This window comes from Mesorhizobium erdmanii USDA 3471 (assembly GCF_000472705.1).
GTDB lineage: Bacteria > Pseudomonadota > Alphaproteobacteria > Rhizobiales > Rhizobiaceae > Mesorhizobium > Mesorhizobium erdmanii.
In genome coordinates this window covers 1-26,877 of sequence record NZ_AXAE01000030.1, presented here as the reverse complement: position 1 = coordinate 26,877, position 26,877 = coordinate 1, and the positions used below count along the sequence as shown (strand labels likewise).

Here is a 26,877-nt window from a genome sequence, read left to right as displayed (position 1 = left end):
CCGTGATGGGCAGGCCTGGAATGAATTCAACCAATCGCTTCAGCGGAACAGATATTTCGAGACTTCCGGATTGCCGCGCCGCCACATCACATTGTCGAGGAAATAGTGGTGCACGTTGATGAATATCCAGGCGATGAAGAGGAAAAGCGACGAGCCGAGCACCGCCTTGTCATAGGGAACCAGGTCGATCAGCATGATCGGCACAAGCCAGAAACCGAGCGCGCCAAGAATCCCGCCGACGATGATGAAGGTCGTTACCCGCAGCCTGTACAGCGCTCCAAAAATCGACAGGATCTTCAGTTCCGGCTTCTCGACGGCATCCACACGGTCGCGCTCGACATTGGTCTGGTAGCGCCAGACCACGGCCAGATACTGCAAGGAATGCATCGCCGGCACGACGAGCAGCCAGAGCGGGTTCAGCGTCACGAACAGGATCCAGGCGTAAAGGGACACGACATAGGCGACGACGCCATTGTAGGGCAACGCCCCACCATGCTTGCGCCAGCGGTTGATGAACATCACGGCGGTGGCAGCCGAGGAGGCGGCGGCGATCGACATGGCGATGGTGATCAGCCAAGGCGGGACCGCGAAGGTGTAGTACTGCAATCCCCAGAACTGCCTTTCGGCGATCACCACATTGGTCTGAAGCCAGGCGAACAGCCACACTGCGTAGCCGTTGAACAGCAAGACCTTCTTGTCGTGCTCGCTGAAGAATTTGCGCTTCAGCACGGCATCCACCATCAGCATGCCGTAGCCTTGCTTGACGTAGTGCCAGCCGACGAAAAAGCCCATCGCGTTGGTTGCGTTGCCCAGCAGGCGTGCGTTCCCCGCCAGCGAGCCATAGGCAAAGAAGGCGGTCATGACCAACGGGACGACAATGCCCGCGATGATGTAGCGGATCTGGAGGTTGCGGCTGTAACCGTCGCCGCGCACCTTGCGCGCGAAGTTGCGGTAGAAGATCTGGTACGAATGACCGAAGTGCGGCTGGTTGATAAAATGGGAGAGCAACAACGTCGTGAGCGCCAAGGCAGCTTCGTACCTCAGAGGAACGAAATACAGAACCGGCAGGATGAGAAGCGCGCTTCCGCCAAGCATGAAAAAGTCGATGAACGGGCCAAAGAGATATTTTTGCGGGGCGACTGAGGCCGGGGCATCTGCCGAAAGGTGAAGTGCCATGGTGCCTTCTCCCTGTGATCGTTTATTTAGCCATCGACCTGTTTGCTCGGCAAGATGTCGGCGCAGCTTTGGAAGCGGAGCAGTCTATCACTGGCCAGGCGCCGGCACTTCCGCACGAAGGAAACGTGGGAAAAGCATGGGGACGCGCCGAGCATACTCATTATATTCGGCGAACGTTTCCCGGAGAATGGCTTCCTCATTCCTTGCGCGCCGATACTGCAGAATAAATTGGACCACGCCTATCGCCACCATCACCACTGAAAAATGCGACAGGATCATTCCGAGAACGAACGTCGCCTCGCAGATGTAAAGCGGATGGCGAACAATGGAATATGGACCAGAGGTAACCAGCTGCCGGGCCGTCGCCATGATTGAGAAGGAGCGGCCGAGCCAATAGAGGCAAAACACCGAACTGACCATGCCGATGAAAATCAAGCCGAGTGCCACCATTTGCACCGTCTCGTTTTGCAGTGCGGGGGTCAGAAACATTGCAACGACGACCAGGAACGTTCCCACTACCGAGGTAACCCTTGGTTCAATTCCTTGGGCGGTTCCCTTTGGCGGGAGACGGCGGACCGTCAGGAAAACCTGCAGGGCGGATAACACGGTCGCCAAGACTTGATTGACGATGGCCAGCGAATTTCCCGGCGCGCTCTGATAGAAATAGGAGAAAAGCGTAATAGCGCTGAGAACCGCCAAGATCGTCATGATAAAGACGATGGCGGCGCGGCCGAAAAAATCCTCGGTTAACATCTGCTGCCCTCCCAAAGGACCATTGAAGCATCCTTCTTGCGCCTCCACAAGAAAAGGGTTTCCAAAGAGTTAACGTGTCACCTTATCTTAACTTTCGATTAATGTGACCGGTCTATTGTGTCCGTATGCCGAACCTTCTCCCAATGCTTCGCGTCCTGGCCCCAGCCTCAGTTGTCATTTCGGCGATCATTTTGGTCGCCACTAGCCACCATAGCATGCCCTTCGCAATTTGTGCTGCATTGCCTTTCAACTCGGCCGGATGGCCTTTACTTCGCCAGCAGAGCGGGCTGCAGAGATTTAGTTAAGCTGATCGAGGATTCCAGAGCTGGTTGCCAATACCAGGGCTTTGTAGATCTGGAACGCTATCGTGCAGATCGCGGCCAACGAAATCGGCACGCCGAAGGGCACGACACCCTGGCGGTCAAGATGCTGAGTATAGAGGCGGAATGCGCTTTGCGGCAGTAGTAGCGGGTTTTTCACGAGCAGCGCCGTGGCGATCGCAAAAAGCAGCAGCAATCCCGCGAACACAATGAGATCGCCTTCGCCGATCAAAAACGGCACGACTGCCATCAACTTGACATCGCCGGCACCTATCTTGCGCAGCACCCAGAACGGGAAGAGCGCTACAAACAGCAGCAGCCCGGCCATGGCGCTCAGGCCCATGTTCAACCATGATCCCGACTTGAGGGACAGCAGCAACAGCGATCCCAAGCCCAGGCAAAGCAGCAACAACACGTCGCGGTTGGATATCTTCTGGGTAGAGAAGTCGATCCAGGCGGCCCGCGCTAGCAGGACCACCGCCAGCGCCCTCATCAGAATCGACGCAGCGAGCAACATGCTGGTGCCCTACCGCTCGATATTCTGCACGCTTGACGACAGTAGCTTTAGATTGTTGGCGACGGTCGGATCGTTGGGCGCCAGTTCATAGGCCTTGAGGAAATTGCTGCGTGCGTCCTGCAACTTGCCGCGCAGCAAATAGGAGTAGCCGACATTGTTGTAATATTCGGGCGACGCGCCAACCAGCTTGAACGCTCGGGCGTAGGCCCGGTCGGCGAGGTCGAAGCGGTGGATGCGGTCGCACGAAGCGGCCAACCCCATCCAGGCGCCACCATCGTTGGGCGCGAGTTGCGTCGCCTTGAAGAACAACGCACCAGCATTGCCGTAATTTTCCGCACGAAACTGGTTCTTGGCTTCGGCCACGGCCAGGTCCGAGGCGTAATATTCGACGTTGCCGACCGTCTTCAATCCATCGAAGGCATCGCCAAAAGACGTGACATCGCCTTTCGACGGCTCATTGGTGCGGACGACACCATCTGTGGTGTCCGCGCCATTTGTCTGACAGCCGGCCAGCGCTGCCATCAACAGACAGGTCGCCGCCGCGATAGCCCTTTTCATAACGATTCCCCCAAGGGTCTCAGACCTCATATTAGGACCAAAGCATATGCGCAACTAGAAGAAAACGCCTCTCATGCGAATGATCACCGGTAACATGACCACCATGATCACCACCGGGAAGATGCACAACCCCAAAGGTATCATCATTTTGACCGGTAGCGCATTGGCCCGCTCTTCAGCCTGAAGAATTCTCTGGCCGCGCATCTCATCGCTATAGATTCGCAACGCCTCTGTCAGGCTGGTGCCCAGTTCTTCCGACTGCCGAAACAACACGGCCAGGGCTCGCGCCTCCTCAAGGCCGATGCGATCGGCGAGATCGCGGAGCGATTCGCGCAGGGGCTTGCCGGCGCGCAATTGCAGATTCATGATCGAAAGCTGTATGCCCAACCATTTATGGGTGCCAGCCAGTTCAGCGCCGACGCGTTCGACCGCCGCCTCGAGGCTCATACCTGCATCGGCACAGGTGATCATCATGTCCATGAAATCGGGAAAGGCACGGCGATAGATCTGCTTCTGTCCGTTTTCGAAACGGTCCAGCATGATGCTTGGTATCACAAGGCAGGCAAGACCGAACAAGGCAGAGCCGGCAAAGGTGATGAACCCGGGTAACTGTGGCGGCAGTAGCCGAGAAAGAAGTGCATAGATGGCAAGAAAGCCGATGCAGACGGCACCCAAGCGAGATAGCGTGTAAATTAGTGGTGCACTTGACTGATAAAAGCCGGCGCGAAAGAGTTTTGCTTCCAGGGTGTTTGGCTCACCACGCTCCTTTTCGATCGACTTGAAGTAGGCATCGACTGGCCGCTGCGCCGAAATCCTGGCAAGGTGGTCTTGTCCGAGGATTGAGCGGCGATCGGTGATGCCCTCCGTCATCAGGCTCTGCGCAACCAATTTCCGAGTCTGCAGCGCCGGCAGGAAAACAAGCGCACCAAACAGGAAAAGCGCCACTGCAGCTATGAAAACGGCGACGGAGACCAGAAGGCCGAGGTCATCTGTGTGCGAGAAAAGGTTTATGTCCCACTCCTGTCAGAAGTCAAAATTGACCATGCGATACATGATGAAGTCTCCCAGCAGCGCCCATGTGCCGAAAATAGTGAAGATCGGGACTATCAGCGCGTCGTGCCACACCGCGCCATAATAAGACGGCGCAATAAGCTGGAGAATCAAAAACATAAAGAGTGGGAACAGCGAGATGATCCATGCCGAAACGCGACCCTCGGCCGAAAGCGCTCTGATCTTCAGCCGCAGCTTCTGCCGTTCGCGCAACACCGATGAGAGATTGGACAGGATCTCTGTCAAATTGCCGCCGGTTTTGGCCTGGATCGACAGCGACACCGATAGCAGGTGAAGCCCCTCGAAGCCGACACGCTGCGAAAGCTTGCGCACGGCTTGTTCCATGCTGAGGCCAAAGGTTATTTCATCGGAAACGATGCCGAATTCAGTGCCGAGAGGATCAGGCATTTCACGAGCAACTAGACCGATCGCCACCGAAGTAGGATGTCCGGCGCGCAGTGAACGGACGATCATGTCTAGCGCATCGGGCAGCTGTTTGGCGAATTTCTGGATTCGTTTGTTTCGAGCGCGTCGCAGAACCAGAAGCGGCAATACGAATCCCACGATTACAAAGATAATAAGCGCGACGGGAGCGGAAAAACCCAGCAGGAGAAACAATACCAGCGCCAGACCCAGCCCGCTGAGGAGGAACATCGCCGCGAAAGTCAGTGGGTTTCCGGTAGTGCCTGATTGGGTATAGAGCCTGTTCAGCCAGATCAGGGCAAAAAGAAAGTCACCCGAATTGGTAAGCCCGCGTTCACGCAGCAACCCTTGCAAGGTCTGTTCGGCGGGAGCGTCGCCGGCAAGCAGCTTCAAGCGGCGGTTAACCACGCCAAGCCGAGAACGCCGACCGGCAAAGGAAAGATACAGAGCCTCGCCGGCGAGGATAACCGAGGCAGCCGCCAGCATGTATATGAAATAAAGCAGAGCCTGGCCAGTCAGCATCAGAGCGCCACCTGCGGATTAAACGCATCCTTGGCGAAATGCAGGCCTAGTGTCGCCGCCTCCGGAGCAAAACGTGGACGGATGCCCGTGGCGCGAAACTCCCCGACAATCTTGCCTTCCGCAGTTACTTCGCGACGAACAAAATTGTAGATTTCCTGGAGCTGTACAACATTGCCTTCCATGCCGGTGAGCTCCGATATGGCTGTCACCCGCCTGCCGCCATCCGCAAGACGCTGCGTCTGCACGATGATGTTGATGGCCGAGGCGATCTGCGCGCGAATGGAATCATTGGTCATCGGCATGCCGGCCATGCCGACCATCTGCTCGAGGCGCGATATGGCGTCGCGCGGTGTGTTGGCATGGATGGTGGTCATCGAGCCTTCATGGCCGGTGTTCATCGCCTGCAGCATGTCGAAGGCTTCCTCGCCGCGAACCTCGCCGACAATGATGCGGTCCGGTCGCATGCGCAGTGCGTTCTTGAGCAATTCGCGCTGGCGAACCTCGCCTTTTCCTTCGACATTGGGTGGACGCGTCTCCAACCGGCCGACATGCGGCTGCTGCAATTGCAGTTCCGCCGCATCCTCGATGGTGATCAGTCGTTCCCTGGAAGGAATGTAGCTCGACAGCGCGTTGAGCAAAGTCGTCTTGCCGCTGCCGGTGCCGCCGGAAACTAGGATCGACTTGCGTGACTGCACGGCAATCCGCAACAGGTCGATCATTGGTGGTCGAATGGAGTTGAACGCCATCAGTCGTTCGAGCGAGTAAGGATTCTTCGAGAATTTACGAATCGAGACCAGCGGGCCGTCTATCGAGACCGGACGCACCGCGATATTGACGCGCGAGCCATCCTCCAGCCGCGCATCGGCCATCGGCGCCGATTCATCGACGCGGCGACCGATCGCGGAAACGATCTTATTGACGACGCGCAGCAGATGAGCCTCGTCGCGGAAACGGATCGCCGTCTCTTCGATGATGCCCCGCCGCTCAATGAACACCCGCTTGTGGGTGTTGATCATAATGTCGGTGATCGAATCATCCTTGAGCAGCGGTTCGATCGGTCCCAACCCCAGCATCTCATCGGCTGTTTCGCTGGTCAGCTGGTCAAGCTCGCGTGCATTGAGCGGTACGTTGCGACTGCGCACGAACTCGCGCACGATCGGCCGGATTTCGTTGAGTATCTCGTCCTTCGAGGCCGTTTCGAGAGCGGAAAGGTTGAAGCGGTCTATCAGATGGCGGTGTAGCTCAACCTTGAGGGTAAGGAAATCGTCGCCATGTGGTTCAACGTCGGCTACAGGCGCAGGCGCCGGGACAACAGGAATAACCGCTATCGACGCAGCACTTGGCTCGACCCGCGCCTCGCCACCCTTGATGAACCGCCCCAGCATAATCCCTTATACCCCTCTAGCGCATATTAGTGGAAACTAAACGTTAACCAAGCGGCGCACAAGCGCCAGGGCGCCTCACGCCCGGTCATTACTTTCAACATAGTTAAGAACCGCAGTCAGGAAATATCGTTTTTATTTATGGCCTCCACGCATCAAAACATGAGTGGCGTACTAATCTTTGGACCGCTCCGGGTCCTTGCGTGCTCTGACGTCGCCAGTCACTCCATAATTGGCTATAACCTCTTAGATATAAAGGGGTATGCTTTCTTGCTAAAGTAGGTGTCACTAAATTAGTACCTCGACATAATTGTGAATGAATGGTTAAGAGCGCTTGAAAAATTAGACGAATCAATGTCTTGCTGAAATTTAAGGCCGCGCTGAACTCGAAAGTTCATGTATTGGGGCGTTAAGGAACCGTTAATCCCGTTTGACTCCGCAATTTCTCGGGACCTAGGATTGAGATGACGGGGGATGCTTGGGTATGGGGTTCATCCTTGGCTCTGTCTCGTCGGGTTCAAACCTCCAAAGGGAGAAATTGACATGAAGAAGCTCATGACGATGACCCGGCAGTTCCGCGACGAAGAGAACGGCGCTGCTATGGTCGAATACTCGATTCTTGTCGGCATTATCGCCGCGGCGTCGATCCTGGTTATTATCGGAATCGGAACGTGGGTCACCGGCTCGTTCACCGGCCTTTGCAGCGCTCTGATTGGCGTCAATGGCAACGCGGCCTGCACTCCAGCCACCGCTCCGGCGTAAAACTCTGAACTTCAGGCCCGGGTCGGGCGACCCGGGCCTGAAACCGTTCGCAGCGGGCGTTCCCGCATTGACTGGGGGCTTGGGCTTATGCGTGCCAACACACTTATCATGATTGTCCTCGCCGGCGTGTTCGGCGTGCTTGCGGTCGTCCTCGTCAATATCTGGCTAGCTGGCCAGCGCAGTGCCATGGCGGGAGTAACCGGCATCCAAGCCGACACTGTGGTGGTGGCGGCCGTTCCACTTAAGTTCGGGGATGCGCTAAGTGCCGACAAGCTGCGCGAGATCGCCTGGCCCGCAGGAGCGGTGCCAGCCGGCGCATTCAAGACAACCAAGGAAGCCCTGGCCGGCGACGGCACCAGGCAGGCACTTCAGATGATCAGCGCCAACGAGCCTATCCTCGCCAGCAAGATCACCGGCCCCGGCCAGCGCGCCACGCTTTCGGCGGTGCTCGGCGAAGGCATGAAAGCTGTTTCCATCAGGGTCAACGACGTGCTTGGCGTCGCCGGCTTTGTCTTCCCGGGAGATCGGGTCGACGTCCTGTTGACGCGCACGGTGCGCGACAGTGATGGCGTAGACAAGAGTTTCGTCGACGTGCTGCTGCAGAGCATGAAGGTGCTCGCCGTCGACCAGGTGGCCGACGAGAGCAAAGACAGCCCGACCGTCGTCAAATCGGTGACACTCGAGGCCAGCACCAAGGACGCGCAGAAGCTGACGCTGGCCGCAGGCGCTGGTCAATTGTCATTGGCGCTTCGCCAGGCGGCGGCCAGCAAGGGCGAGACGACCGAGCGCGTAACGCTATCGGATCTGACCGGCGAAACGCCAGACGACGTCGCCACAAGGCAGGCAGAACTGAACAAGCAAGCGGCGGCGGATGCCGCGGCCGCGGCTGAGCGTAAGCGCGCTGACGACAAGATCGCCGGGCTAACCCAGGCCGTGGAGAAGGTGGGAAGCCGCCTTGACGCGTTGGGCAAGGTCAAGCCGGCTCCGGCCGTGGCATCCGCGCCCGAAGTGCGCGAGGTCGTCAAGGAAGTGGTCAAATATGTGCAACCGGAGCCACCGAAAAATGTGTCGGTAGGCGTATTCCGGGGCGTGAAGCTCGAGACTTATGACGTGCCGCGACAGCCATGATATAAGATGCGGCTAATGACGTGGGGCTGCCATCGGCAGCAATCGGGGAGACGGGGATGCAGGGGTTTGGCGTAAGGTTGGCTGCGGCCGCGTTGTCCTGTGTGGCGGCGCTGTGCCTGTCGTGCGTCGCGGCCGACGCAGCCGACCGCTTCATCGACGTATCGAATCCTGGCGTCCATCGCATTTTCCTGCCGATGTCACAGTCGGTGACGCTCCAGGTGAATGCCAATCTGGGCGATATCGTCGTCGGCGACGAAAAAATCGCCGATGCCCAGCCGATGACCGACCGCACGCTCTATGTCATCGGCAAGGGCGCCGGCACCACCACGGTCAATCTGTTCTCACCTGAAAAGCGCTCGCTCGGTGTCATCCAGATCGAAGTCGGTGTCGATGTCAGCGACATGGCGGCGGCGATCCGACAGGTTTCGCCACGGTCGCGCATCGAAATCGGCTCGGTCAACGGGCGGGTCAGGCTTGGCGGTCATGTCAAGGACGGCGCCACGCTGGCGGCCATCATGCAAGTGGCACAGCAATATGGTCCCGACGCCATCATCAATTCGGTCACCGTCGACGACAGCCAGCAGGTCAACCTCGAAGTTCGCGTCCTGGAAGCCAAGCGCAATGCCGGCCGCGATCTCGGTGTGTCGATCCGAAGCACCAACAGCCGCGGCACAACCCTCGTTGGAACGGGCACAGCTGCCGTGGACAGTGACAAAGTTGTGCTCGGGCCGGGAGACCTGGTCGCTGGCGTCCTGTCAGGGACCAATCCATTCGCGGCACTTATCACCCGAGTCATTGATAGCAACATTAAGGTCGACCTGATTATCCAGGCACTCGAAAGCAAGGGCGTTGTCCGGACGCTCGCCAATCCGAACCTCACCACGCTTTCCGGTGAGCCGGCCAGCTTCAACGCCGGTGGCCAGGTTCCCATCCGCAGCGTCGACAAGAATGGCGAGGTCCAGATCGAATACAAGCAATTCGGCGTCAACCTTCTGTTCACGCCGGTCGTGCTTGACGACGACAAGATCCACATCCAGCTGGCGCCGGAGGTCAGCGACCTGACCGGCTTCACCACCGCCGGCGACCCGATCTTCACCAACCGCAAACTGTCGACCGTCGTCGAACTGCGCGATGGCCAGAGCTTCGCGGTCGGCGGCCTTCTTTCCAGCAAGACCACCAAGCTGCAGGACCAGGTGCCGTGGCTCGGCCAGGTTCCGGTCATCGGGACGCTGTTCCGCAATTCGAGCAGCCAGAAGGAAGAGACCGAACTGGTGGTCATCGTCACGCCGCACATCGTGCGGCCGGTGAAACCGGGCGAGCAGCTGGCGACGCCGTTCGACAAGACGCGGCCGGCCAACGACCCGGAATTCTTCGTGCTTGGTCAGCTCGAGGTGAACAAGGACATGATCCGCAAATATGAAACGGGCGACGGCGTCACCGGCCCTTATGGCCACATGCTGGACTTCAAATCGAAGGACAAGATGCTCTATGTCAAGAAATAGCGCCTTGATCCTCATTCTCTGCGCCGGTGGGCTTTCGGGCTGCGCCGCGGACTATCTGAACCATTACGACTCGGTGACGCTGGCCGCCGGCGATACGCAGAAATTCAATTCGCTGCTGCAGACGGTCGACCCGCTCAATCCGAAATCAAAGAACACTCACATCGAGGGGGATGGCGCGCGGGCTGCCGCTGTTGCCCAAGCCTACAAATATCCGCCACCGCCACCGCCGCCGCCGGCGATCACGGTCAATGTCGGCGGGACGGGGTCGGGTGTGACGACGACGACGCAGTAAACAGAAACGGAAGGATGCGGAGGGCGCCGGGCATGCGAGGGGCCTTGGCGCAAGAAAGCAAAGAGTAAGGTCATGTTGGGGACCATTCGTGCCTTCTGGAACGATCAGCGCGGCATAGCGATGATCCTCGTCGCCATCATGCTGCCCGTGCTTGTAGGCTTCGCGCTGTTGGCGATCGACTGGAGCCGAGCAAGCGGCCTGCACAACGACATGCAAAAGGGCGCCGACGCCTATGCGCTTGCCATGGCGGCAGAGCTGGACGGCAACCCCGATGCGATCACTCGGGCCAATCGGGTCCGTGACAGTCTGCTCGTAAACTCCAAGTCCAATACGACAAAATTCTCCACCTCGGGCAATCACACGCTTGCCGCGGCTGACCTAACCGTGACGTATCTGAGTGGGATACCCGCTAGCGACACTATCGCGCTCAACGCGGCGGGCGTCGACGCCAATGGCCAAAATTGGAGCACCACCGACCCCAAAGTGGCGAAATTTGTCGAAGTGACGGTGAACCCGACCGCTTTCGCCGCGATTTTTCCGGCAAGCTTTCTCGGCGGCAGCAACGGCTTTAACGTACAGACGCAAGCCGTGGCGGGTTTCACCAACGCGCTGTGCCAGTTCACGCCGATGTTCATCTGCAATCCCTACGCCAATATCGGCGCCCTGCAGACGGCCCTGTCAGGCACCAAGAAGCCGATGATCTGGCTGAAGGAGCAACAAGGCGGTGCCAGTGCCCAATACGGTCCCGGCAACTATGGCTTCCTGTCGTCACCGGAGGGGGACAAGAGCACGGCTGCGATTACCGAAATGTTCGCCGTTACGAACCCGCCGGCCTGCTACAGCCAGAACGGGGTAACGACACGCCCAGGCAACATTCCCCCCGTGGACGCTGGGATTAATACCCGGTTCGACATTTACAACAATGGCGGCCCCTACAAGACCGATCCCTCCAGCAACCCGCCGGCGCCGAATGTCCGTAAGGGTATGGTCGTTTCAAACGCAGGCAAGAACAATTGCAGTTACAGCGCACCGAACAGCGGGCAGGCAAAAAACTACAAGGCACTGCCCCGGGATAATTGCTTTACCTCAGGAACTTGTGCGCAGGCAGGCGTCCTTGGAGACGGCACCTGGGATTTCTCCGGATACTGGACCGTCAATCACGGCAACGCGAGCACTTCCGGTGTAACGACAGCCTGCGGCGCCAGCCCCAGTCGGTATTGTGTCTATAAATACGAAATCGCCAATCCGGCCTTGAAAAGCGGCCAGGAGGCGACGGCGCCGCAGTGCAATACGACGACGCAGGGAGCAGACAGGCGGCTGCTCTACGTCGCGATCATCGACTGCACTGCGAACTCCGTCAAAGGTGGTGGCCAGACCTTGCCGGTGCAGGCCTTTGCCAGCGTGTTCGTCACCGAGCCGGCGGGCGGGGCACCTAATGCCGACATCTATGGCGAGATGCAGGATATCAGCACCTTGGTCGGCCAAGGCACGCTGAAGAAGCTTCAACGCAACGAAGCTCAACTGTACCGGTAGGCCCATGCTGATCGCACTCAGACACTTCATCCGGCGGTTCCACCGCGACGAAAACGGCGCCGCCCTAGTCGAAACGGCCATCGCGGCCCCCTTCGTGCTGCTGCTGTCGGCCGGAGTCTTCGAATTTTCCAACATACTGAACACCCGCCTGCTGCTCGAAGCCGGCGTCGAGGACGGAGCGCGTTATATGGCACGCTGCAACGATAGCAGCTGGGCCAATTGCGTTTCATATGGAACGAACCTCGCGGTGAAAGGCTCGATTACAGGCGGCAGCGCAAGGGTTCCCAACTGGACGACGCAACAGGTGACGGTCGACGTGAGCCATACGCTTGCCGTGGACAGCGCCACCGGAACAGAGCTTTATCTCAGCAGCGGCCCCAATGTGGATGTCGTCACGGTCAGCACGTCAGTACCCTACAACGGTATAGGGCTCTGGGGCTATCTGGGTTTCGGAACCCTCAACATAACGGCATCGCATCAGGAGCGCGTCTTCGGATGGTGAGGGCGCGCAAAGGGTTTGGCTCGGACCAGTCCGGCGCAACCATGGTCGAAATGGCCATTGTTATGCCTTTGCTACTGACCCTTCTGCTCGGCTTTGTCGACTTCGGTTATGCCTTCTACCAGTGGAACGCCGCCAACAAAGCGGTGCAGATGGGCGCCAGGCTGGCGCAGATTTCAACACCGGTCGCCAGTGGGCTCGCTCTGGAGGCTCAGACACCCAGCGATGCGACGCTGGTTGGCACCGCGGTCCCGGCCAACACCTACAACTACATATGCACGGCCAACACCGCCGGTGCGGTTTCATGTGTTTGCGGAACCGGGAGCACTTGCCAGAACCTTACCGTGAGCCAGGCCTCCTTCGACGCTATCTACACCGGTAGCGGCGGCCGCGCCGGGATGCAAAAATTCCTGCCGAACCTGAAGAAATCCGAGGTCAGGATCCAGTACCAGGCTTCCGGCCTCGGCTACTGGACACGCCCCAACGGCCCGGTGCCGACAATCACCGTGAGCATCACCAATCATCCCTTTCAGTTCTTCTTCCTGGGCGGACTGCTCGGATTTGGAAACATCACCATGCCCTCCATGCTGAGCACGGTCACGGGCGAAGACATGAAGAGCACCTATCCATGAACGCCATGAACACCAAGGTTACGCCGACCAAGCGAAAGCAGGTGGCCCTGTTTTCGTCGGATCCGAACTTCAAGCGCGAGGTGGCGACGCGGCTCGATGCGCTGGCGATCTATGACGTCCGGGTTTCCGAGACGGACGAATTCCTCAAAGGCCCGCCGGCCGATACGCGCCCAGGCATCGTCATCCTCGATCTCGGCGGTGGCGAATTGCTGGGCAAGCCCGGCATCGTCGAGGCGCGCGCGCTGTGGGCGTTGGTGCCGCTGATCGCGGTTTCGGACGAGCTGACCTCGGAACAGACGCGCGTTCTGGTGCGCATGAACGCTTCGGACTGGCTGCACAAGCCGCTCGACGGCAAGGAACTGCTCAACGCGGTGACCTTCCACGATACCGGCAACCAGGGCACCAAAAGCCGGATCATCACCTTCATCAGCGCCAGCGGCGGCGCCGGCGCCACGACGCTGGCGCTGTCGGCAGCCGAACACCTCGCCTCGAAATCGACCGAGCGCGCGGCGTCGACCTGCCTGGTCGATCTCGATTTCCAGAGCGCCAATTGCGGCGCCTACCTCAATCTGTTCAACCAGTTCGACCTGACCGGCATTATAGGCCAGCCGGAACGGCTCGATGTCGAGCTGATGGATGTCATCAAGCTGTCGCGCCCGTCCGGCCTCACCCTCTATGCGTTCGAGAGGCCGCAACTGCCATTCGAGCCGCAGGGCAGCGATTTCGTCTTTCGGCTTCTCGACCTCGTCGCCTACCGGTTCGACGACATCGTCATCGACCTGCCCAACATCGAAACGCCCTGGCACAATTCGGTGCTGTCGACCAGCGACGAGATCTTCATCGTCTTCGAACTCAACGTCGCTTCGCTGCGGCAAGGCAAGCGGCTCTACAAGAAGATCCGCGAGTTGCGCGGCAACGCGGTCAGCATCACGCTCGTCGCCAACAAGCACAAGCGCAAATGGTTCGGGAACCATTTTTCGCGCAGCGAGCTCGAGAAGATCTTCAAGGCGCCGCACATCAAATCGGTCGCGCTGGACAATGCCCTTTTGAGCGATGCCTTGAACCGGGCGATCCTGCCTTCCGAAGTGGATGGCCGCGCCCGCTTCAACAAGGATCTGAAGAAGATGTTCAAAGAGCGGCTCGATGACGCTGCCCGGTAGATACCGGATCGCCCCAAGACTGGCCGGCGCCTGCATGCTCGGCCTGGCGCTGGCGATGTCTGTCCAGGGCCTCGCCCAGGCGCGGTCGGGGCTTTCGGACCGGCCGCCGCTGCCGGCAATGGGCCCCAGCCTGCGCAAGGCGGTTGCCTTCGCGACCACCGAGCAGCCGGGAACGATCATCATCCGCAAGAACGAGAAGGCGCTTTACCTGGTGACCCGCCAGGGCCAGGCGCTGCGCTACCAGATCAGCGTCGGACGTGACGGATTTGGCTGGACCGGGGTGGTGAAGGTCGGCGCCAAGACGGAATGGCCGCAGTGGCGTCCGCCCCGGGAAATGCGCGCCCGCCAGCCGGAGCTGCCGGAGCTGGTGCCGTCTGGCCCGTACAACCCGCTCGGCGCAAGGGCGCTGTATCTGCTTCGGGACGGACGCGACACCCTCTATCGCATCCATGGCACCAACGATCCCTCGGGCGTCGGATTCGACGGCACGTCGGGCTGCTTTCGCCTTACCAACACGGATGTCATCGATCTTTTCAAGCGCGTGCCTGTCGGCACCAAGGTGGTGGTTCAATGACGACGATCAGCGACCCGGACGTACCGACCATCACCGCCGAGCCCCTTGAACCGCAGCTGGTCGACCGCGCCAGAAGCAGATCCCGGCTGGCCGTCGTGGTCGGCGTCGGATTGACGCTGTTTGCCGTGCTCAATGCCACGGCCGCCATCTACCTCTTCCGAGGCATAAACGACCTGCGTACCGTGGAGGGACGTCTCGAGGAACTTGGCGCGTTCGAGCAGCGGATCGGTGCCCGGCTCGACACCGTCAACAACGGCTTCCAGAGCCGGTTCGAAAAGCTGGACAGCCAGCTGCAGGGAAGCTTCAACGAAATCAACGGCAACATAGCCCGGTTGGAACAGAACCTTCCACCGACCGACGGTAGCGGCACGTCGAGCGTGTCCGAACCAGTCGTTGCGGCAAACAACGTCGCTGAAGCGTCTCCCAGCAGCGTGATCGCCGCGGAACCCATTGTCGATACGCCGCGGCCGCCCAAGAGGAGGATTGCCACCGCGCCCCCTGCCCCGAATCCGGGCTATCAGCGAACGGAAACCCCGGACGGCAAGGTCTATTATCGCAAGATCAATTGAGGCGCGTCGGCGTTTCCGGCGAAGCCCGAAGCGCCGGGCTAGATATCCCGCCCCAACGTCACCAGACGCAAGGCCAGGGATTCGCCGCGCAATCGCGTTTCGCGAAGGAAGGCGACGTGGCAGTACGCGCAGGCCGCGAAGCCAAGAAGGAGCACGAGGCTGTTCTGCCAGGTAAAATCGACCTTCAGGGCAAATGGAAGGCCGCTGGACATCGGAAATGCCGCCACCGTGCTCGCCGTCTCAGAATGACTGCTGGAAGCGATCATCAGCCCGGCAAAGAGCAGCGCGACGTGGTTGGCCAGGAAGAAGGCGGATGCCCGTCGCATGTGGCAAGCGCTCCAGCACGCCAGGGCCGTGGCAACCAGGATGACGGCATCGAGGGCCATCGAACCGCCCAGATACATGTCGACCTGTTGCCAGAACATCGCCGACAAGGGGCGCAGTTCCAGCCAGACCCTCCACATGGCAGGGCTGGCGGGATAGGCTCCGAGCAGCATGGTCGCTAGTCGCTCGCACGCCAGAATCACCAGGATCAAAGCTGGAAAAGCGAAGAGTAATAGCGGCCTGCGCTTCATTTTATCCTCGACAATCTGACATCAGCATAGATTGCGGAGGTTGCGCGAAGCTTAACGCCGGGGTGCCACCATGGTCGTGCTTGGGAGTTCTCGCAGGCAACTCCTCAATTCAGCATCAGTCCGCCGTGCGGCCGTGGCATGAGCTTGGCCGAAACCGCCATCAGATTTCCAAGACGCTCGTGCGGTCTTCATACGATTGCGTTTGCGTCGAGACGTCGCTTCATTTCGACCTTCCGCATCAGGCGGCGTTGGCCGAGCCCGCAGCGCCCCTCTTTTGTGCCATTTTTGCTACATTTTCCAATCTTGTGGCCGAAATCCTGGATTCAGTAACCTCTAAATTAATAATCGCTCACATATTTCTTGAAATTGTTGGATAGTCGTTGGACAGGCTCAGGCTTGGTTCCGCGCTCGAAAAAGGGCGCGGGGGGAAACGTTGGGGCGGGCTAAATGAATACGACAAGCATATCGACTGTTGGGAAGCGGCTTGGTCTTTTGATGGCCGCGACGATGCTGACCTGCGCAAGTGCCAGTGCACTTACGCTCAAGGAAGCGGTCGCGGTCGCCGTCGAATCCAATCCCGAGATCGGGCAGGCCATAGAAAATCGCGAAGCAATCGAGTTCGAATTGCGGCAGGCCAAGGGGCTCTATCTTCCGAGCGTCGACCTGGAAGCGTCGGCTGGCGCCCGCCGTCTCGACAATTCTTCGCGACGCGCGCTCTCGATAGCGAATGACGCGCTCTATCCGGCGGAAACCGATCTGACGGTTTCGCAGACGCTCTATGACAGCGGCGCAAGGCGGGCCGAACTCGATCGCCAGGCCTCGCGCGTCGACGGCGCGTCGTTCCGTGTCCTGGAGCGGTCGGAGTTCATCGGGCTTTCGGTCGTCCAGGACTACCTCGAATACATGCTGCAAGCTTCGATCGTGGCCGAGGCAAAGAAGAACCTGGGCTTCCATCAGGCGATTCTCCACGACATCCAGGAAGGCATTGCCGGCGGCGGCTTGAACGAAGCCGACCGGCAACAGGCCGAAGAGCGTCTGTTCGCCGCCAAGGCCCGCATGCAGGAAGCCGCGGAGGAGTTGGAAGCTTCAAGGATAAGGTTCTTCAAGACGGTCGGGAAGCCGCTGACCGATGCATCGAGGCCGGCCGATGTTTCCGGCGCGCTGCCAAGGTCGCTGGACGATGCGATTGGCCTTGCGCGGGAGAGCAATCCGCGCGTCCATATGGCCAACAGCGATATCGCCGCGGCGGCCTCGCTGGTGGACGCGGCCCGGGCGAAATTCGGCCCCTCGATCGTCGCAGAAGGCGTCGCTCGCGCCGGGTACGACATCGACGGCGCCAATGGGGACACATCCGACCTGCAAGCACGCCTGGTGCTGCGGTGGAACCTCTACCGAGGCGGCATCGACAAGGCCAATGAGCAGGAGCAGATCCGTCGCACCAGCGAGCAGCGGCTTGCCCAGCACCAGGTGCTGCGGGAAATCGAAGAAGCCGTTCGCACGTCGTGGGATCGCCGCTTCCGGCAAGCCGACCTGGCGAAGACCCTGAAGCTGCAGGCCGCTTCCAACGAGAAGCTGGTCGCGTCCTATCGCGAGCAGTTCAAGGTTGGCCAGCGCTCGCTGCTCGATGTGCTGGATGCGCAGAACACGCGCTTCAACACGGCGACGCTGGCGGACACCGCATCCTACGCCTCTCTCTTTGCCCAATATCGGCTTCTGGCAGCCACCGGGCAGTTGCTGAAAACAATGGACATCCACCCGCCAAAGCAGGCCACTGCCTACGCACGAACCGAGTTCGCCGCACCGGAAACGGCCGACACCGAGACCTATGCGCGGACGCCATCGGAACAGAAGAATGACCTGCCGTTCGATATTCTGGCACCGGTCAGGAAAAAGTAAGCGGATGTAAGGACCGATCGAAAGTCCTTGTGGGCGGATCGTGAATCAGCAACCCAACATCCTCTCCCCGAAGGAGGCATTCAAGGCCTGCTTCTCGGCCATTGCCGGATATCTCGGCAGGCCGAGCGCGCCCACTGTGCTGTTCGCCGGCGTGCCGCTGTCGGACACGCGCATCGACATCGACGCCATCCGACATCTTGCCGAGCGCATCGGCCTTGAAATCACCGAGTTCAGCCACCGTGACTTTCTTCGCGGACGCATCGACCTCCCCGCCATCGTGTTTCGCGCCAGCCAATTGCCGATTGCCCTGCTGGCCGAAACCGAGGACGGCGCATTCACCACCGCTCCCCAGGAAGACGGCCGCATAACGATCGCGAGATCCGAGCTGGCGGCCAGCTATATCAGCGGCGGCGTCTCCTTCTCGATAACCTATGCCAACGCCGCCGAAGGGATGAACGTCGGTTCGGCACCGAAGATCGAGCGGCGACATTGGCTGACGGGAACGATGGGCCCGTTCTGGCGCACCTATTCGAAGGTTATCCTGGCGGCGGTCTTCATCAACATACTGGCCATCGCATCGCCTATCTTCACTATGAACGTCTACGACAGGATCCTGCCGAACAAGGCAATATCGACGCTCTGGGTGCTTTCGATCGGCATCGGCGCGGTCATCCTCTTCGATCTGCTTCTGAAGACCGCCAGGGCGTCCCTCATCGATTATGCCGGGCGCAAGGCCGATTTGCGCATTTCCTATATGCTGTTCGACAAAGTGCTGAACTCGTCCCTGTCGGCCCGGCCCGGCTCGACGGGCGAATACGCAAATCGGGTGACGCAGTATGAATTCGTGCGTGAATTCTTCACGTCCAACACCATCAGCGTGTTCATCGACACCGCCTTCGTGTTCGTCTTTCTCCTGGTCATCTATGCGATAGGCGACTGGCTGGTCATCATACCGGCGCTGGCCTTCGTGGCCGCGGTGCTCGTCGGACTGATCACGCAGCGGCGCATCGGCAAACGCGTCGCGGCCTCCATGAACGAAGCCTCGCAACGGCAGGCCCTGCTGGTCGAATCCATCTCCACGCTGGAGACGATCAAGTCGCTGCGGGCCGAGGCGTATCTGCTGCGGAAATGGGGAGAGCATTCCAAGAACGCGTCCAACACGTCCGAGAAGATCAAGCAGCTCTCGGCGGCAGCCGGCAATATAACGCAGGCCATCCAGCAGCTGGTCACCGTTGCCCTGATCGTTGCCGGCGCCTATGCCTTCTCGGAAGGACACGTCTCCACCGGAGCCATCATCGGCACCGTGATGCTGGCCAGCCGGGCGGTGGCTCCACTCGGGCAGATCGCCATCACCCTATCCAGACTTCGCCAGGCAATGCTCTCCTTGCGCATGGTGAACTCGATCATGGCGCAGCCGGAGGATCGCCCCGATACGGTGGGTTTCGTCAACCGCCCCATCCGCAATGGCGCCATGGCGTTCAGGAATGTCGGCTTTGTCTATCCCGGATCCGAGAACGAGGTCCTGACCGGTCTGAACTTCTCGGTGAGGCCCGGTGAGCGCATCGGTATCATCGGCCGCATAGGCTCGGGGAAGACAACCATGGGCCGGCTGATCGGCAGGCTCTTCCTGCCGACTTCAGGCGAGTTGCTGCTGGACGGGATCGACGTCCGGCAATACCACCCGTCGGAGGTTCGCGCCGCGGTCGGCATCGTCGCTCAGGCCAACGATCTGTTTTCGGGTACCATCAAGGAGAACCTCCTGATGGCATGTCCGGAGGCGACCGACGAGCAGATCGTCGAGGCGGCCAAGGCTGCCGGCGTCGACGATTTCGTCTCTCGCCACCCGCGTGGCTACGACATGAATGTCGGCGAGCGCGGCACCAATCTCTCGGGCGGACAGAGGCAGACGATGGCGATTGCCCGCCTGTTGCTGACCAAACCGAAAATCGTCTTCCTCGACGAACCGTCGGGATCGATGGACCTGGCTTCCGAGCGGCAACTGATCAAGCAGCTCAAAGTGGCTTTCGACCGGAACACCACGCTGATCGTTTCAACCCACCGTTTCAGCATGCTCGAACTGGCCGACCGTCTTATCCTCATCGATCAGGGCAGGATCGTTGCCGACGGACCAAAGGATCAAGTGATACAGGCGCTGCAGAAAACAAGCACCTGAAGACAGACTTATTTGAACGTATTCAATGCGCTGGGACCGCAAGACATGCTTGCAAGAGAAGACCGGCCGCCGCTCTTCGCGTCGGCGTCCTTATTGATCATAGGCGCACTTTTTGTGTCCTCCGTCGCCTGGGCGTCTTTTGCCGAGGTCGACGAAATCGCGCGTGGCGAGGGCAAGGTCATACCGGCTTCCAAAACCCAGATCATCCAGGCCAGCGAGCCCGGCGTCGTTCAGGAGATCGCCGTGACGATCGGGCAGGTCGTGAAGAAGAACGATCTCATCATCCGCCTCGACAACACGATGAACACGTCCAGCCTCGGCGAGCAGCAGGCCAAGGCACGGGCGCTCGAGACGCGCATCGCGCGGCTGAAATTCGAGCAGAGCGGCAATATCGACGGCCCGTTTCCCTGTCCCGCCGAAATCCAGAAAGTCGCGCCGGAAATCTGCGACAACGAGCAGAAGCTGCTCGTCGCGCGCCGCGACAACTTCCAGGTCAAGCTGTCCGTTCTCAAGTCACGTCTCGATCAGCGCCAGAATGAATTGGATGAGGCCACAGCGAACCTCGATCGTCTCACCAAAAATCTCGAAGTCAGCGACCGGGAAACGGCGCTGGTCGAAGCCATGGTCAAGAAAGGGCTGATGGCCAAGACCGAGCAGATTCGCGTCGAGCGGGAGCAGACCGAACTGCATGGGCAGTTGAACCTGGCTGGTGAAACCATCAAGAAAGCCAAGGCGGCCATCACCGAGGCCCAGCTTCAAGTCAACGAGATCGGCCTGCAGCTGCAACAGGAGGCGCTGAGCGACCTGACGCAGGCGCTCGCCGACCTTTCGGTGGTCGATGAGACCATACGTGGCGCCACCGACAAAGTGGCGCGAACGGATATCCGCTCGCCTGTAGACGGCATCGTCAACACGCTTGATGTCAACACGCTTGGCGCCTTCGTCCAGCCCGGGGCGGTCGTGGCCGGCATCGTGCCGACATCCGAGACCCTGCTGGTCGAAGCACGGGTTTCACCACGCGATGTTGCCTTCATCCGGCCGGACCAGGACGCTCTGATCAAGATAACCGCCTATGATTTCTCGATCTTCGGCGGCATCGAGGGCAAGGTTTCCAACATCACCGCCGACAGCTTGGTCGACCAGAAGACGGGCGAGCCCTACTATCAGGTGCGCGTCGCAACCGAGAGGTCGACGCTGACGCGGGACGGCAAGACCTATTCGATCATCCCCGGCATGATCTGCTCGGTCGACATCAAGACCGGACGCAAGACCATCCTCACCTATCTGATGAAGCCGATCAACAAGGCCCGCGAGGAGGCAATGAGTGAGCGATAGTGCCATCTCTCCAGCCGCCGATCGCGATCGGCTGCTGCCGCCCATGGCGACAGAAGATTTCGGGCTGGAATTCCGGGTCGTGGCGCGTGGCGGCACGCGGCGCGGCATTCGCCTGGAGCGAGCGTTCTGGACCTCGCTGAAGCAGATGGCCGAAAGCCGTAAATGCACGATCGGCATGCTGATCGATGAGATCGCCGAAAGCCACGCCAACACGGGAAACCTGACATCGGCAATCCGGGTGGCGTGCATGCGAGGATTGGCCGACGAGAACCAGACCTTGCGAAGGCTGGCGTCGATCAAGACGATCAACGCCATTCTGGTCGCCTGCCCGTCACCGGCCTTTGCGCTTTCGTCGTCGAAGAGGATCCTGACCTTCAACGCGCCGTTCCAGCAATTGGTCAGGCGGCAATTGCCGGTCGCGTCAAGCGAAGATGCACGCCACGACCTGAAGCTTGCCCTGGACCTCAATGTCGCGGACATTTTCGCGCGGCTCGACGCCAACGGCGAAACGCCGGTTGCCACGGGCTTCGTCATCGGCGCGGGCGACCGCCGCTACCGGGGGCAATTGAACGTGGCAAGGGCGCCGGTGCTCGAACCCGAGCTGCTGATGGCCTTCGTTTTTGGCGGCTAATGTCTTGGAGCCGCTACTGCTGCAGGCCCTCTCCGGGTGCGACCGTCGCAAGGCCGCCCTTGATATCGGCGACTTGGGCCGCGCCTGGCCTGGTGCCATGGATCCACGCGCGGTCGGTGCTGAACGAATACAACGGCACGTAATCTGGGAGATCGCTGTCGCGCGAGACCACATTGCTCAGGCTGTCCAGAATGAACACGCCACTGCCGGTGCTGACAGACAGAACGGCATGAAAGAAACCACGCTTGCGGTCCTGCAGGACAACAAGCGACATACTCTGCGCCGGAATGCCGGCACGCAGCAGCGCCGCCATCTTGAGAATGGCGAAATCCTCGCAGTCGCCCGCCCGGTGCGCGAGAACTTCCGAAGGTTTGGCCCAGTAGTCCAGCTTGCCGTAGACGACGCTGTCCTTCTTGTAGGCGATGGCGTGATTTATGCTTGAGTTGATGAAGGACAGCTTGTCGAAAAAGCGCTTGTCCTTGGCAGCGTCGACGATGGCGGTGAAGATGCTGTTCTTGCCGTCGCACCCGGTGCCGGCGGAACAGTCGACGATTGCCTTGTATACCGGCGCCCAACGCGCCGAGACGGGAAAATTGTGCATGGACAGCGCAACCGATCCGAACACGCCGGGAATGATCGCCGCGGTCTGGATGGGATCGATCCCGGCCGGCGCCGTCGAAGAGCCGGTTTCCTGATCGATCGCAGCCGGACCGTAGCTAGCGGAAACCATGCCGATCTTGTAGGCCAGGGCGGGCTGCCACGGCTGCGGCCGCAGCAGCGAAATGCCGCCCAAAGCGGGAGGCGTTTCGACCTTCGCCAGCAGCGCACCGGCAGGATCGACGTTCGCGGGGAAAGCGCTCGCGAACGACGGCTGTGGCAAGCCCACTATGCCGATTGCCAGCAGCAGCGCCTTGAACCCGGTTGTCCCCAGGGCAGATTTTTCTTTTGTCATAACGCCCACCTTTGACTGTGGACGCTATCAATTCCGTCTCAAATTATTGGAAAGGAAGAGAGATAAGTTTTCTGTACTTGGTAATGCCTATTTTGTGTAAAATTTTATACAAACTTATACTTCTGTTTACCAAGTGACCGGGGTCAACCTCCGCCAGATGGATCGCATATCAGTTCCTGCATATCAGGTTATATGGTCCAAGTTTACCATGCATAAAAAATGCCTTAGCTCGCATATTGGAATATATGAAACCGATTGCAGGATAGTTGCAAAGTAGAGGTGGTCCCTGTCTCTTTCCGGGAAATGCCGGAGGGGTTTTGCTATGACCACCAGTAACGATTTGGACACCGTCTCTCATTCCTGGGACGAGCACTCTGAACATAACGGCCTGCAGGCGCCGATCCAGGTCGCGGAAGCCGCACCGGCACAAAAGGCCGCCCCGGCAGCCGCCGAACCGGTTCCCGTCGATATCGGCAGCGGCGCGCCCGTCAAACCCGAAGCCCCGGCGGAGGCGAAGGCCCCGGCGGCTGCCGCGCCGCACGAATACGTGGCCGACGCCAACCATGTGGTGAAACTTCCGGCCAATGTCTCGATCGACAACATCAAGGTCGACGGCCATAACCTGGTGCTCGAGCAGGCGGACGGCTCGGTGATCGTCATCAAGGACGCCGCCCTCAACGTGCCGACCTTCATCATCGGCGATGTCGAAGTGCCGCGCGTTGCCTTGATCGCGGCCTTGGAAGCAAGCCATGTCGATGTTGCCTTTGGCGCCGACGGATCGATATCGGCGGGCCCCGGCGGTTCAACCTCGAGCGCGGGCGGAGACTTCTCGGTTCCTCCCGGCGGTATCGGCGACGGGTTCGGCCTGTCGGCGCTGTTGCCGCCGACGGATCTGGCGTTCGGCCAGCCGGATCATCGCGAGCTGTTCCCAAGTCTTATCAAGCCCAATTCCATACCGTCGATCATCGACCTGACGCCTTCCGTCGATGGTGGCGACACCATCGTCAATGAAAAGGGCCTGCCGGCGAGCTCGGGGTCGGAAGGCTCAGGCGAGGCGCAGAATCCTGCCCCCAACAGCGACCAGTCCGAGACCAACACCGGCACCTTTACCATCACCTCGCCCGATGGTGTCGCCTCGCTGACCATTGCCGGCCAGGTAATTTCGGGCGCCGCGCTTGCCAACAGCGCATCGACGCCGATCGAGATCACCACGCCGCTCGGCAATACGCTGACCATCAGCGGCTACGACGCCAGCACCGGCCAGGTGAGCTACAGCTATACGCTCGTCCACAGCGCTGCTCACCCCGGTACGGGTACCGATTCCATCTTCGACAACATGGCCGTCACCGTCACGGACACCGATGGCGATGTCTCGGCACCCGGCACATTGTCGGTCCAGATTGTCGACGACGTGCCAACGGCGAACGCGGACGCCAACAGCGTCGGAGCGGGCAGCCATGCGCAAATCTCGGGCAACGTGATCACGGGCGTCGGCGAGACCGACCCGTCCGCCAGCGCGGACGTGAAGGGCGCGGACGGCGCGAGCGTGACCTCGGCCTTCGGGACGGGCCCGGCGCAGGACGTGACGTCCGCAGTTACCGGAACGACGATCGCGGGTCAGTACGGAACGCTGACGCTGTATTCGGACGGCCACTACACCTATGACCGCGCGACCAACACGCCGGGCGGCGTGAACGATGTGTTCCACTACACGCTGACCGATGGTGACGGCGACCAGTCAAACACCACGCTGACGATCAATATCGGCAATGAGCCGCCGACGCTGGGCGACATCCCGGCCGCTGGCGCCGCCGGTGCGATCGTGTACGAGGCGGGACTGCCGAGCGGTTCGCAGCATGACGGCTCGAACGCGGTGAGCGGCACGGTCGGCTTCACCTCGCAGGATGGGGTGAACTCGGTGTCGCTGGGCGGCCACGCGCTGTCGAGCGATTCGGGCAATCCGACGACGTTTACGGACGCCGTCACGGGCGGCACGGTGAGTGCGTGGTACGCCTACACCAGCGCGACCGGCACGGGCACGATCCATTACAGCTACACGCTGACAGCGGACTACCATAGCGCGACAGGTGGCGACGGGGCCAACACTGAGGCTGCGCCCAGCTTCGCGGTCGTCGTGACCGACCTGGACAACCAGCCCGCCTCCGGAAACCTGGTGATCAATGTCATCGACGACGTGCCGACGGCGAAAGCCGACACGGACGCCGCGCAATCCGGCGAGACGGTGACGGGCAATGTCGAGACCGGCACGAGCACCCACGGCACCGGCACGGCGGACACGGCGGGAGCCGACGGGATCGCCTCGATCGCCTGGGCGGGTTCGGTTACCAGCAACGGCGTGACGACGGTAACGGGCGCGCATGGCGTGCTAACGGTCTTCGCCAATGGCGATTACAGCTATCACGCCAACCCCAATGCGACGACGGGCAATGACGTCTTCAATTATACGATCACGGACGGCGACGGCGACAATTCGCTGGCCACGTTGACGATCACGGTGGCCAACGGCCAGCCGCAGGTATCGCCCGCGGCCGCTACGGTCGACGAGAGCGGCCTCGACACGACGCCGCCGGCCGGTGACCTGGGTCCCGGGACGGTAGACGGCTCGCATGCGGGCGACGGCTCGGAGACGACGAAGGGCACGCTGACCTTCTCGGACCCCGACGGCGCGACGGTGACCGGCGTTGCATCAGGCAATGTCGGCAGCGACGTGAGTGGCAATGTCGGCGCGAACATCAATGGAACGTACGGCATCCTTCACGTCAACGCGGATGGCACCTACACCTATACGCTGACCAATCCGGAAGCGAATGTTCCCGCGGGCAACGACGGCACCAACGTGCAGCCCGGACAGGACGTGTTCACCTATACGGTCAAAGACGGTTTTGGGAACACCAGCACCTCTACGATCACGATCTCTATCAAGGATGACGTGCCGACGGCGCATAACGACACGGACGCGGCACAATCCGGCGAGAAGGTAACGGGCAATGTAGAGACCGGCACGAGCACCCACGGGACAGGCGCGGCTGACACGGCGGGCGCGGACGGGATCGCCTCGATCGCATGGGCGGGTTCGGTAACCAACGGCGGTGTGACGACAGTAACGGGCGCGCACGGCGTGCTGACGGTCTTCGCCAATGGCGACTACAGCTATCAGGCCACCCCAAACACGCCGACTGGCAATGACGTCTTCAATTACACGATCACGGACGGCGACGGCGACACGTCGCCGGCGACGCTGACGATCGAAGTAACCGGCAGCCAGCCGCGTGTGGTGGCAGAGATCGCGACGGTGAACGAGGCGGGCCTCGACACGACGCCGGCGGCCGTCGACCTAGGCCCCGGGACGGTTGACGGCTCGCATGCAGGCGACGGCTCGGAGACCAAGTCGGGCACATTGACATTCTCGGATCCAGACGGAGCGACGGTGACCGGCGTTGCATCTGGCAATGTCGGCAGCGACGTCAGCGGCAATGTCGGCACGAACATCAACGGCACGTACGGCATCCTGCATGTAAACGCGGATGGCAGCTACACCTACACGCTGACGTCGCCGGAAGCGAATGTTCCGGCGGGCAACGACGGCGCCAACTTGCAGCCCGGGCAGGACGTGTTCACGTTCACGGTGACCGACGGCCTTGGCAACACATCGACGTCGACCATCTCAATCAATATCCTGGACGATGTTCCTTCGATAACGCCCAGCGGTACGGCAGCGCCGACGCTGAGCGTCGACGAGAGCTTCATTCCGGTGATCGGCTCGGTCGGCGGCGGCGTCGGCAATGTCTCGTCCGGCAACTTCGCGGCCAACTTCACGGTGACGCCGGGCGCGGACGGACAGTCCGGCTCGACCGCCTACTCGCTGACCATCAACAATTCCACGACCACCCTGGTCGACTCGATCACCGGCACGCCGGTGACGCTGGTGCAGAACGGGGCGGG

Annotated in this window: 24 protein-coding genes; 15 read left to right on the top strand and 9 right to left on the bottom strand. The window is 60.4% G+C overall.

Going from position 1 to position 26,877, the window contains the following annotated elements; translation table 11 throughout:
• Nucleotides 1–39 precede the first annotated feature (39 nt).
• From A3AU_RS0123230 to A3AU_RS0123200, 7 genes are all read right to left on the bottom strand, one after another.
• Nucleotides 40–1,176, bottom strand: coding sequence for a hypothetical protein (locus A3AU_RS0123230; RefSeq protein ID WP_027055016.1), 1,137 nt, complete (start codon nt 1,174–1,176; stop codon nt 40–42).
• An 87-nt stretch (nt 1,177–1,263) separates the two neighbouring features.
• Complete coding sequence (locus A3AU_RS0123225) at nt 1,264–1,929, bottom strand: methyltransferase family protein (protein ID WP_027055015.1); 666 nt, start codon at nt 1,927–1,929, stop codon at nt 1,264–1,266.
• A gap of 297 nt (nt 1,930–2,226) precedes the next feature.
• A complete protein-coding gene (locus tag A3AU_RS0123220; RefSeq protein WP_027055014.1) occupies nt 2,227–2,766 on the bottom strand; it encodes a prepilin peptidase in 540 nt (179 codons plus the stop codon).
• 9 nt (nt 2,767–2,775) lie between these two features.
• A complete protein-coding gene (locus tag A3AU_RS0123215) occupies nt 2,776–3,324 on the bottom strand; it encodes a tetratricopeptide repeat protein (protein ID WP_027055013.1) in 549 nt (182 codons plus the stop codon).
• Nucleotides 3,325–3,378: 54 nt separating this feature from the next.
• Entirely contained in the window at nt 3,379–4,269 is an 891-nt protein-coding gene (locus A3AU_RS0123210) for a type II secretion system F family protein (RefSeq protein WP_418001077.1), read from the bottom strand.
• 78 nt (nt 4,270–4,347) lie between these two features.
• Nucleotides 4,348–5,319: a type II secretion system F family protein gene (locus A3AU_RS0123205; protein WP_027055011.1), complete on the bottom strand. Its 972-nt coding sequence runs from the start codon at nt 5,317–5,319 to the stop codon at nt 4,348–4,350.
• On the bottom strand, nt 5,319–6,704 hold the full coding sequence (locus A3AU_RS0123200; protein ID WP_027055010.1) for a TadA family conjugal transfer-associated ATPase: 1,386 nt from the start codon (nt 6,702–6,704) through the stop codon (nt 5,319–5,321). The genes A3AU_RS0123205 and A3AU_RS0123200 overlap by 1 nt, the downstream gene beginning before the upstream one ends.
• Before the next feature lie 540 nt (nt 6,705–7,244).
• On the opposite strand from A3AU_RS0123200, the gene A3AU_RS0123195 reads away from it, so the two are divergent.
• From A3AU_RS0123195 to A3AU_RS0123150, 10 genes are all read left to right on the top strand, one after another.
• Nucleotides 7,245–7,463, top strand: a complete 219-nt coding sequence (locus A3AU_RS0123195) for a Flp family type IVb pilin (RefSeq protein ID WP_027055009.1) — start codon at nt 7,245–7,247, stop codon at nt 7,461–7,463.
• Between the two features lie 87 nt (nt 7,464–7,550).
• Complete coding sequence (gene cpaB / locus A3AU_RS0123190; RefSeq protein ID WP_027055008.1) at nt 7,551–8,591, top strand: Flp pilus assembly protein CpaB; 1,041 nt, start codon at nt 7,551–7,553, stop codon at nt 8,589–8,591.
• A gap of 56 nt (nt 8,592–8,647) precedes the next feature.
• Nucleotides 8,648–10,093 carry a type II and III secretion system protein family protein gene (locus A3AU_RS0123185; protein ID WP_027055007.1) on the top strand — a complete coding sequence of 482 codons (1,446 nt, stop codon included), beginning with the start codon at nt 8,648–8,650 and terminating at the stop codon, nt 10,091–10,093.
• On the top strand, nt 10,080–10,385 hold the full coding sequence (locus tag A3AU_RS0123180) for a hypothetical protein (RefSeq protein WP_027055006.1): 306 nt from the start codon (nt 10,080–10,082) through the stop codon (nt 10,383–10,385). The genes A3AU_RS0123185 and A3AU_RS0123180 overlap by 14 nt, the downstream gene beginning before the upstream one ends.
• A gap of 72 nt (nt 10,386–10,457) precedes the next feature.
• On the top strand, nt 10,458–11,918 hold the full coding sequence (locus A3AU_RS0123175; protein ID WP_027055005.1) for a TadE/TadG family type IV pilus assembly protein: 1,461 nt from the start codon (nt 10,458–10,460) through the stop codon (nt 11,916–11,918).
• 4 nt (nt 11,919–11,922) lie between these two features.
• Complete coding sequence (locus A3AU_RS0123170) at nt 11,923–12,420, top strand: TadE/TadG family type IV pilus assembly protein (RefSeq protein WP_027055004.1); 498 nt, start codon at nt 11,923–11,925, stop codon at nt 12,418–12,420.
• Nucleotides 12,414–13,049 carry a TadE/TadG family type IV pilus assembly protein gene (locus A3AU_RS0123165; protein ID WP_027055003.1) on the top strand — a complete coding sequence of 212 codons (636 nt, stop codon included), beginning with the start codon at nt 12,414–12,416 and terminating at the stop codon, nt 13,047–13,049. The genes A3AU_RS0123170 and A3AU_RS0123165 overlap by 7 nt, the downstream gene beginning before the upstream one ends.
• Nucleotides 13,046–14,209: a CpaE/TadZ family protein gene (locus A3AU_RS0123160; RefSeq protein ID WP_027055002.1), complete on the top strand. Its 1,164-nt coding sequence runs from the start codon at nt 13,046–13,048 to the stop codon at nt 14,207–14,209. Before A3AU_RS0123165 ends, A3AU_RS0123160 begins: the two co-directional genes overlap by 4 nt.
• Nucleotides 14,193–14,783 (top strand): L,D-transpeptidase, encoded by a 591-nt coding sequence (locus tag A3AU_RS0123155; protein ID WP_027055001.1) that lies wholly within the window; start codon nt 14,193–14,195, stop codon nt 14,781–14,783. The genes A3AU_RS0123160 and A3AU_RS0123155 overlap by 17 nt, the downstream gene beginning before the upstream one ends.
• Nucleotides 14,780–15,352: a hypothetical protein gene (locus A3AU_RS0123150; RefSeq protein ID WP_027055000.1), complete on the top strand. Its 573-nt coding sequence runs from the start codon at nt 14,780–14,782 to the stop codon at nt 15,350–15,352. Before A3AU_RS0123155 ends, A3AU_RS0123150 begins: the two co-directional genes overlap by 4 nt.
• A gap of 38 nt (nt 15,353–15,390) precedes the next feature.
• Here A3AU_RS0123150 and A3AU_RS0123145 read toward each other — a convergent pair whose 3' ends face one another.
• Nucleotides 15,391–15,927, bottom strand: a complete 537-nt coding sequence (locus A3AU_RS0123145) for a hypothetical protein (RefSeq protein WP_027054999.1) — start codon at nt 15,925–15,927, stop codon at nt 15,391–15,393.
• Nucleotides 15,928–16,374: 447 nt separating this feature from the next.
• On the opposite strand from A3AU_RS0123145, the gene A3AU_RS0123140 reads away from it, so the two are divergent.
• The 4 genes from A3AU_RS0123140 to A3AU_RS0123125 are packed head-to-tail and all read left to right on the top strand — an operon-like array spanning nt 16,375 to nt 21,962.
• Nucleotides 16,375–17,823 carry a TolC family protein gene (locus tag A3AU_RS0123140; RefSeq protein WP_027054998.1) on the top strand — a complete coding sequence of 483 codons (1,449 nt, stop codon included), beginning with the start codon at nt 16,375–16,377 and terminating at the stop codon, nt 17,821–17,823.
• 40 nt (nt 17,824–17,863) lie between these two features.
• Entirely contained in the window at nt 17,864–19,996 is a 2,133-nt protein-coding gene (locus A3AU_RS0123135) for a type I secretion system permease/ATPase (RefSeq protein WP_027054997.1), read from the top strand.
• A 45-nt stretch (nt 19,997–20,041) separates the two neighbouring features.
• The gene (locus A3AU_RS0123130) at nt 20,042–21,331 is read left to right on the top strand and encodes an HlyD family type I secretion periplasmic adaptor subunit (RefSeq protein ID WP_027054996.1); all 1,290 of its coding nucleotides are present in this window, start codon (nt 20,042–20,044) and stop codon (nt 21,329–21,331) included.
• The gene (locus tag A3AU_RS0123125; protein WP_027054995.1) at nt 21,321–21,962 is read left to right on the top strand and encodes a ribbon-helix-helix domain-containing protein; all 642 of its coding nucleotides are present in this window, start codon (nt 21,321–21,323) and stop codon (nt 21,960–21,962) included. The genes A3AU_RS0123130 and A3AU_RS0123125 overlap by 11 nt, the downstream gene beginning before the upstream one ends.
• A gap of 13 nt (nt 21,963–21,975) precedes the next feature.
• Here A3AU_RS0123125 and A3AU_RS0123120 read toward each other — a convergent pair whose 3' ends face one another.
• The gene (locus A3AU_RS0123120) at nt 21,976–22,914 is read right to left on the bottom strand and encodes a transglutaminase-like cysteine peptidase (protein WP_027054994.1); all 939 of its coding nucleotides are present in this window, start codon (nt 22,912–22,914) and stop codon (nt 21,976–21,978) included.
• 322 nt (nt 22,915–23,236) lie between these two features.
• Between A3AU_RS0123120 and A3AU_RS0123115 the strand changes: the two genes are divergently transcribed.
• A partial coding sequence (locus A3AU_RS0123115; protein WP_027054993.1) for a beta strand repeat-containing protein occupies nt 23,237–26,877 on the top strand: 3,641 nt, incomplete at its 3' end.

Excerpts from the sequence above, each read along its gene's own strand:
- A3AU_RS0123195 (WP_027055009.1), top strand. The coding sequence starts at position 7,245 with ATGAAGAAGCTCATGACGATGACCCGGCAGTTCCGCGACGAAGAGAAC.
- A3AU_RS0123185 (WP_027055007.1), top strand. The coding sequence starts at position 8,648 with ATGCAGGGGTTTGGCGTAAGGTTGGCTGCGGCCGCGTTGTCCTGTGTG.
- A3AU_RS0123155 (WP_027055001.1), top strand. The coding sequence starts at position 14,193 with ATGACGCTGCCCGGTAGATACCGGATCGCCCCAAGACTGGCCGGCGCC.
- A3AU_RS0123225 (WP_027055015.1), bottom strand. The coding sequence starts at position 1,929 with ATGTTAACCGAGGATTTTTTCGGCCGCGCCGCCATCGTCTTTATCATG.
- A3AU_RS0123205 (WP_027055011.1), bottom strand. The coding sequence starts at position 5,319 with ATGCTGACTGGCCAGGCTCTGCTTTATTTCATATACATGCTGGCGGCT.
- A3AU_RS0123165 (WP_027055003.1), top strand. The coding sequence starts at position 12,414 with ATGGTGAGGGCGCGCAAAGGGTTTGGCTCGGACCAGTCCGGCGCAACC.
- A3AU_RS0123160 (WP_027055002.1), top strand. The coding sequence starts at position 13,046 with ATGAACGCCATGAACACCAAGGTTACGCCGACCAAGCGAAAGCAGGTG.
- A3AU_RS0123200 (WP_027055010.1), bottom strand. The coding sequence starts at position 6,704 with ATGCTGGGGCGGTTCATCAAGGGTGGCGAGGCGCGGGTCGAGCCAAGT.
- A3AU_RS0123180 (WP_027055006.1), top strand. The coding sequence starts at position 10,080 with ATGTCAAGAAATAGCGCCTTGATCCTCATTCTCTGCGCCGGTGGGCTT.
- A3AU_RS0123175 (WP_027055005.1), top strand. The coding sequence starts at position 10,458 with ATGTTGGGGACCATTCGTGCCTTCTGGAACGATCAGCGCGGCATAGCG.
- A3AU_RS0123140 (WP_027054998.1), top strand. The coding sequence starts at position 16,375 with ATGAATACGACAAGCATATCGACTGTTGGGAAGCGGCTTGGTCTTTTG.
- A3AU_RS0123230 (WP_027055016.1), bottom strand. The coding sequence starts at position 1,176 with ATGGCACTTCACCTTTCGGCAGATGCCCCGGCCTCAGTCGCCCCGCAA.
- A3AU_RS0123130 (WP_027054996.1), top strand. The coding sequence starts at position 20,042 with ATGCTTGCAAGAGAAGACCGGCCGCCGCTCTTCGCGTCGGCGTCCTTA.
- A3AU_RS0123215 (WP_027055013.1), bottom strand. The coding sequence starts at position 3,324 with ATGAAAAGGGCTATCGCGGCGGCGACCTGTCTGTTGATGGCAGCGCTG.
- A3AU_RS0123145 (WP_027054999.1), bottom strand. The coding sequence starts at position 15,927 with ATGAAGCGCAGGCCGCTATTACTCTTCGCTTTTCCAGCTTTGATCCTG.
- A3AU_RS0123150 (WP_027055000.1), top strand. The coding sequence starts at position 14,780 with ATGACGACGATCAGCGACCCGGACGTACCGACCATCACCGCCGAGCCC.
- A3AU_RS0123120 (WP_027054994.1), bottom strand. The coding sequence starts at position 22,914 with ATGACAAAAGAAAAATCTGCCCTGGGGACAACCGGGTTCAAGGCGCTG.
- cpaB (WP_027055008.1), top strand. The coding sequence starts at position 7,551 with ATGCGTGCCAACACACTTATCATGATTGTCCTCGCCGGCGTGTTCGGC.
- A3AU_RS0123220 (WP_027055014.1), bottom strand. The coding sequence starts at position 2,766 with ATGTTGCTCGCTGCGTCGATTCTGATGAGGGCGCTGGCGGTGGTCCTG.
- A3AU_RS0123170 (WP_027055004.1), top strand. The coding sequence starts at position 11,923 with ATGCTGATCGCACTCAGACACTTCATCCGGCGGTTCCACCGCGACGAA.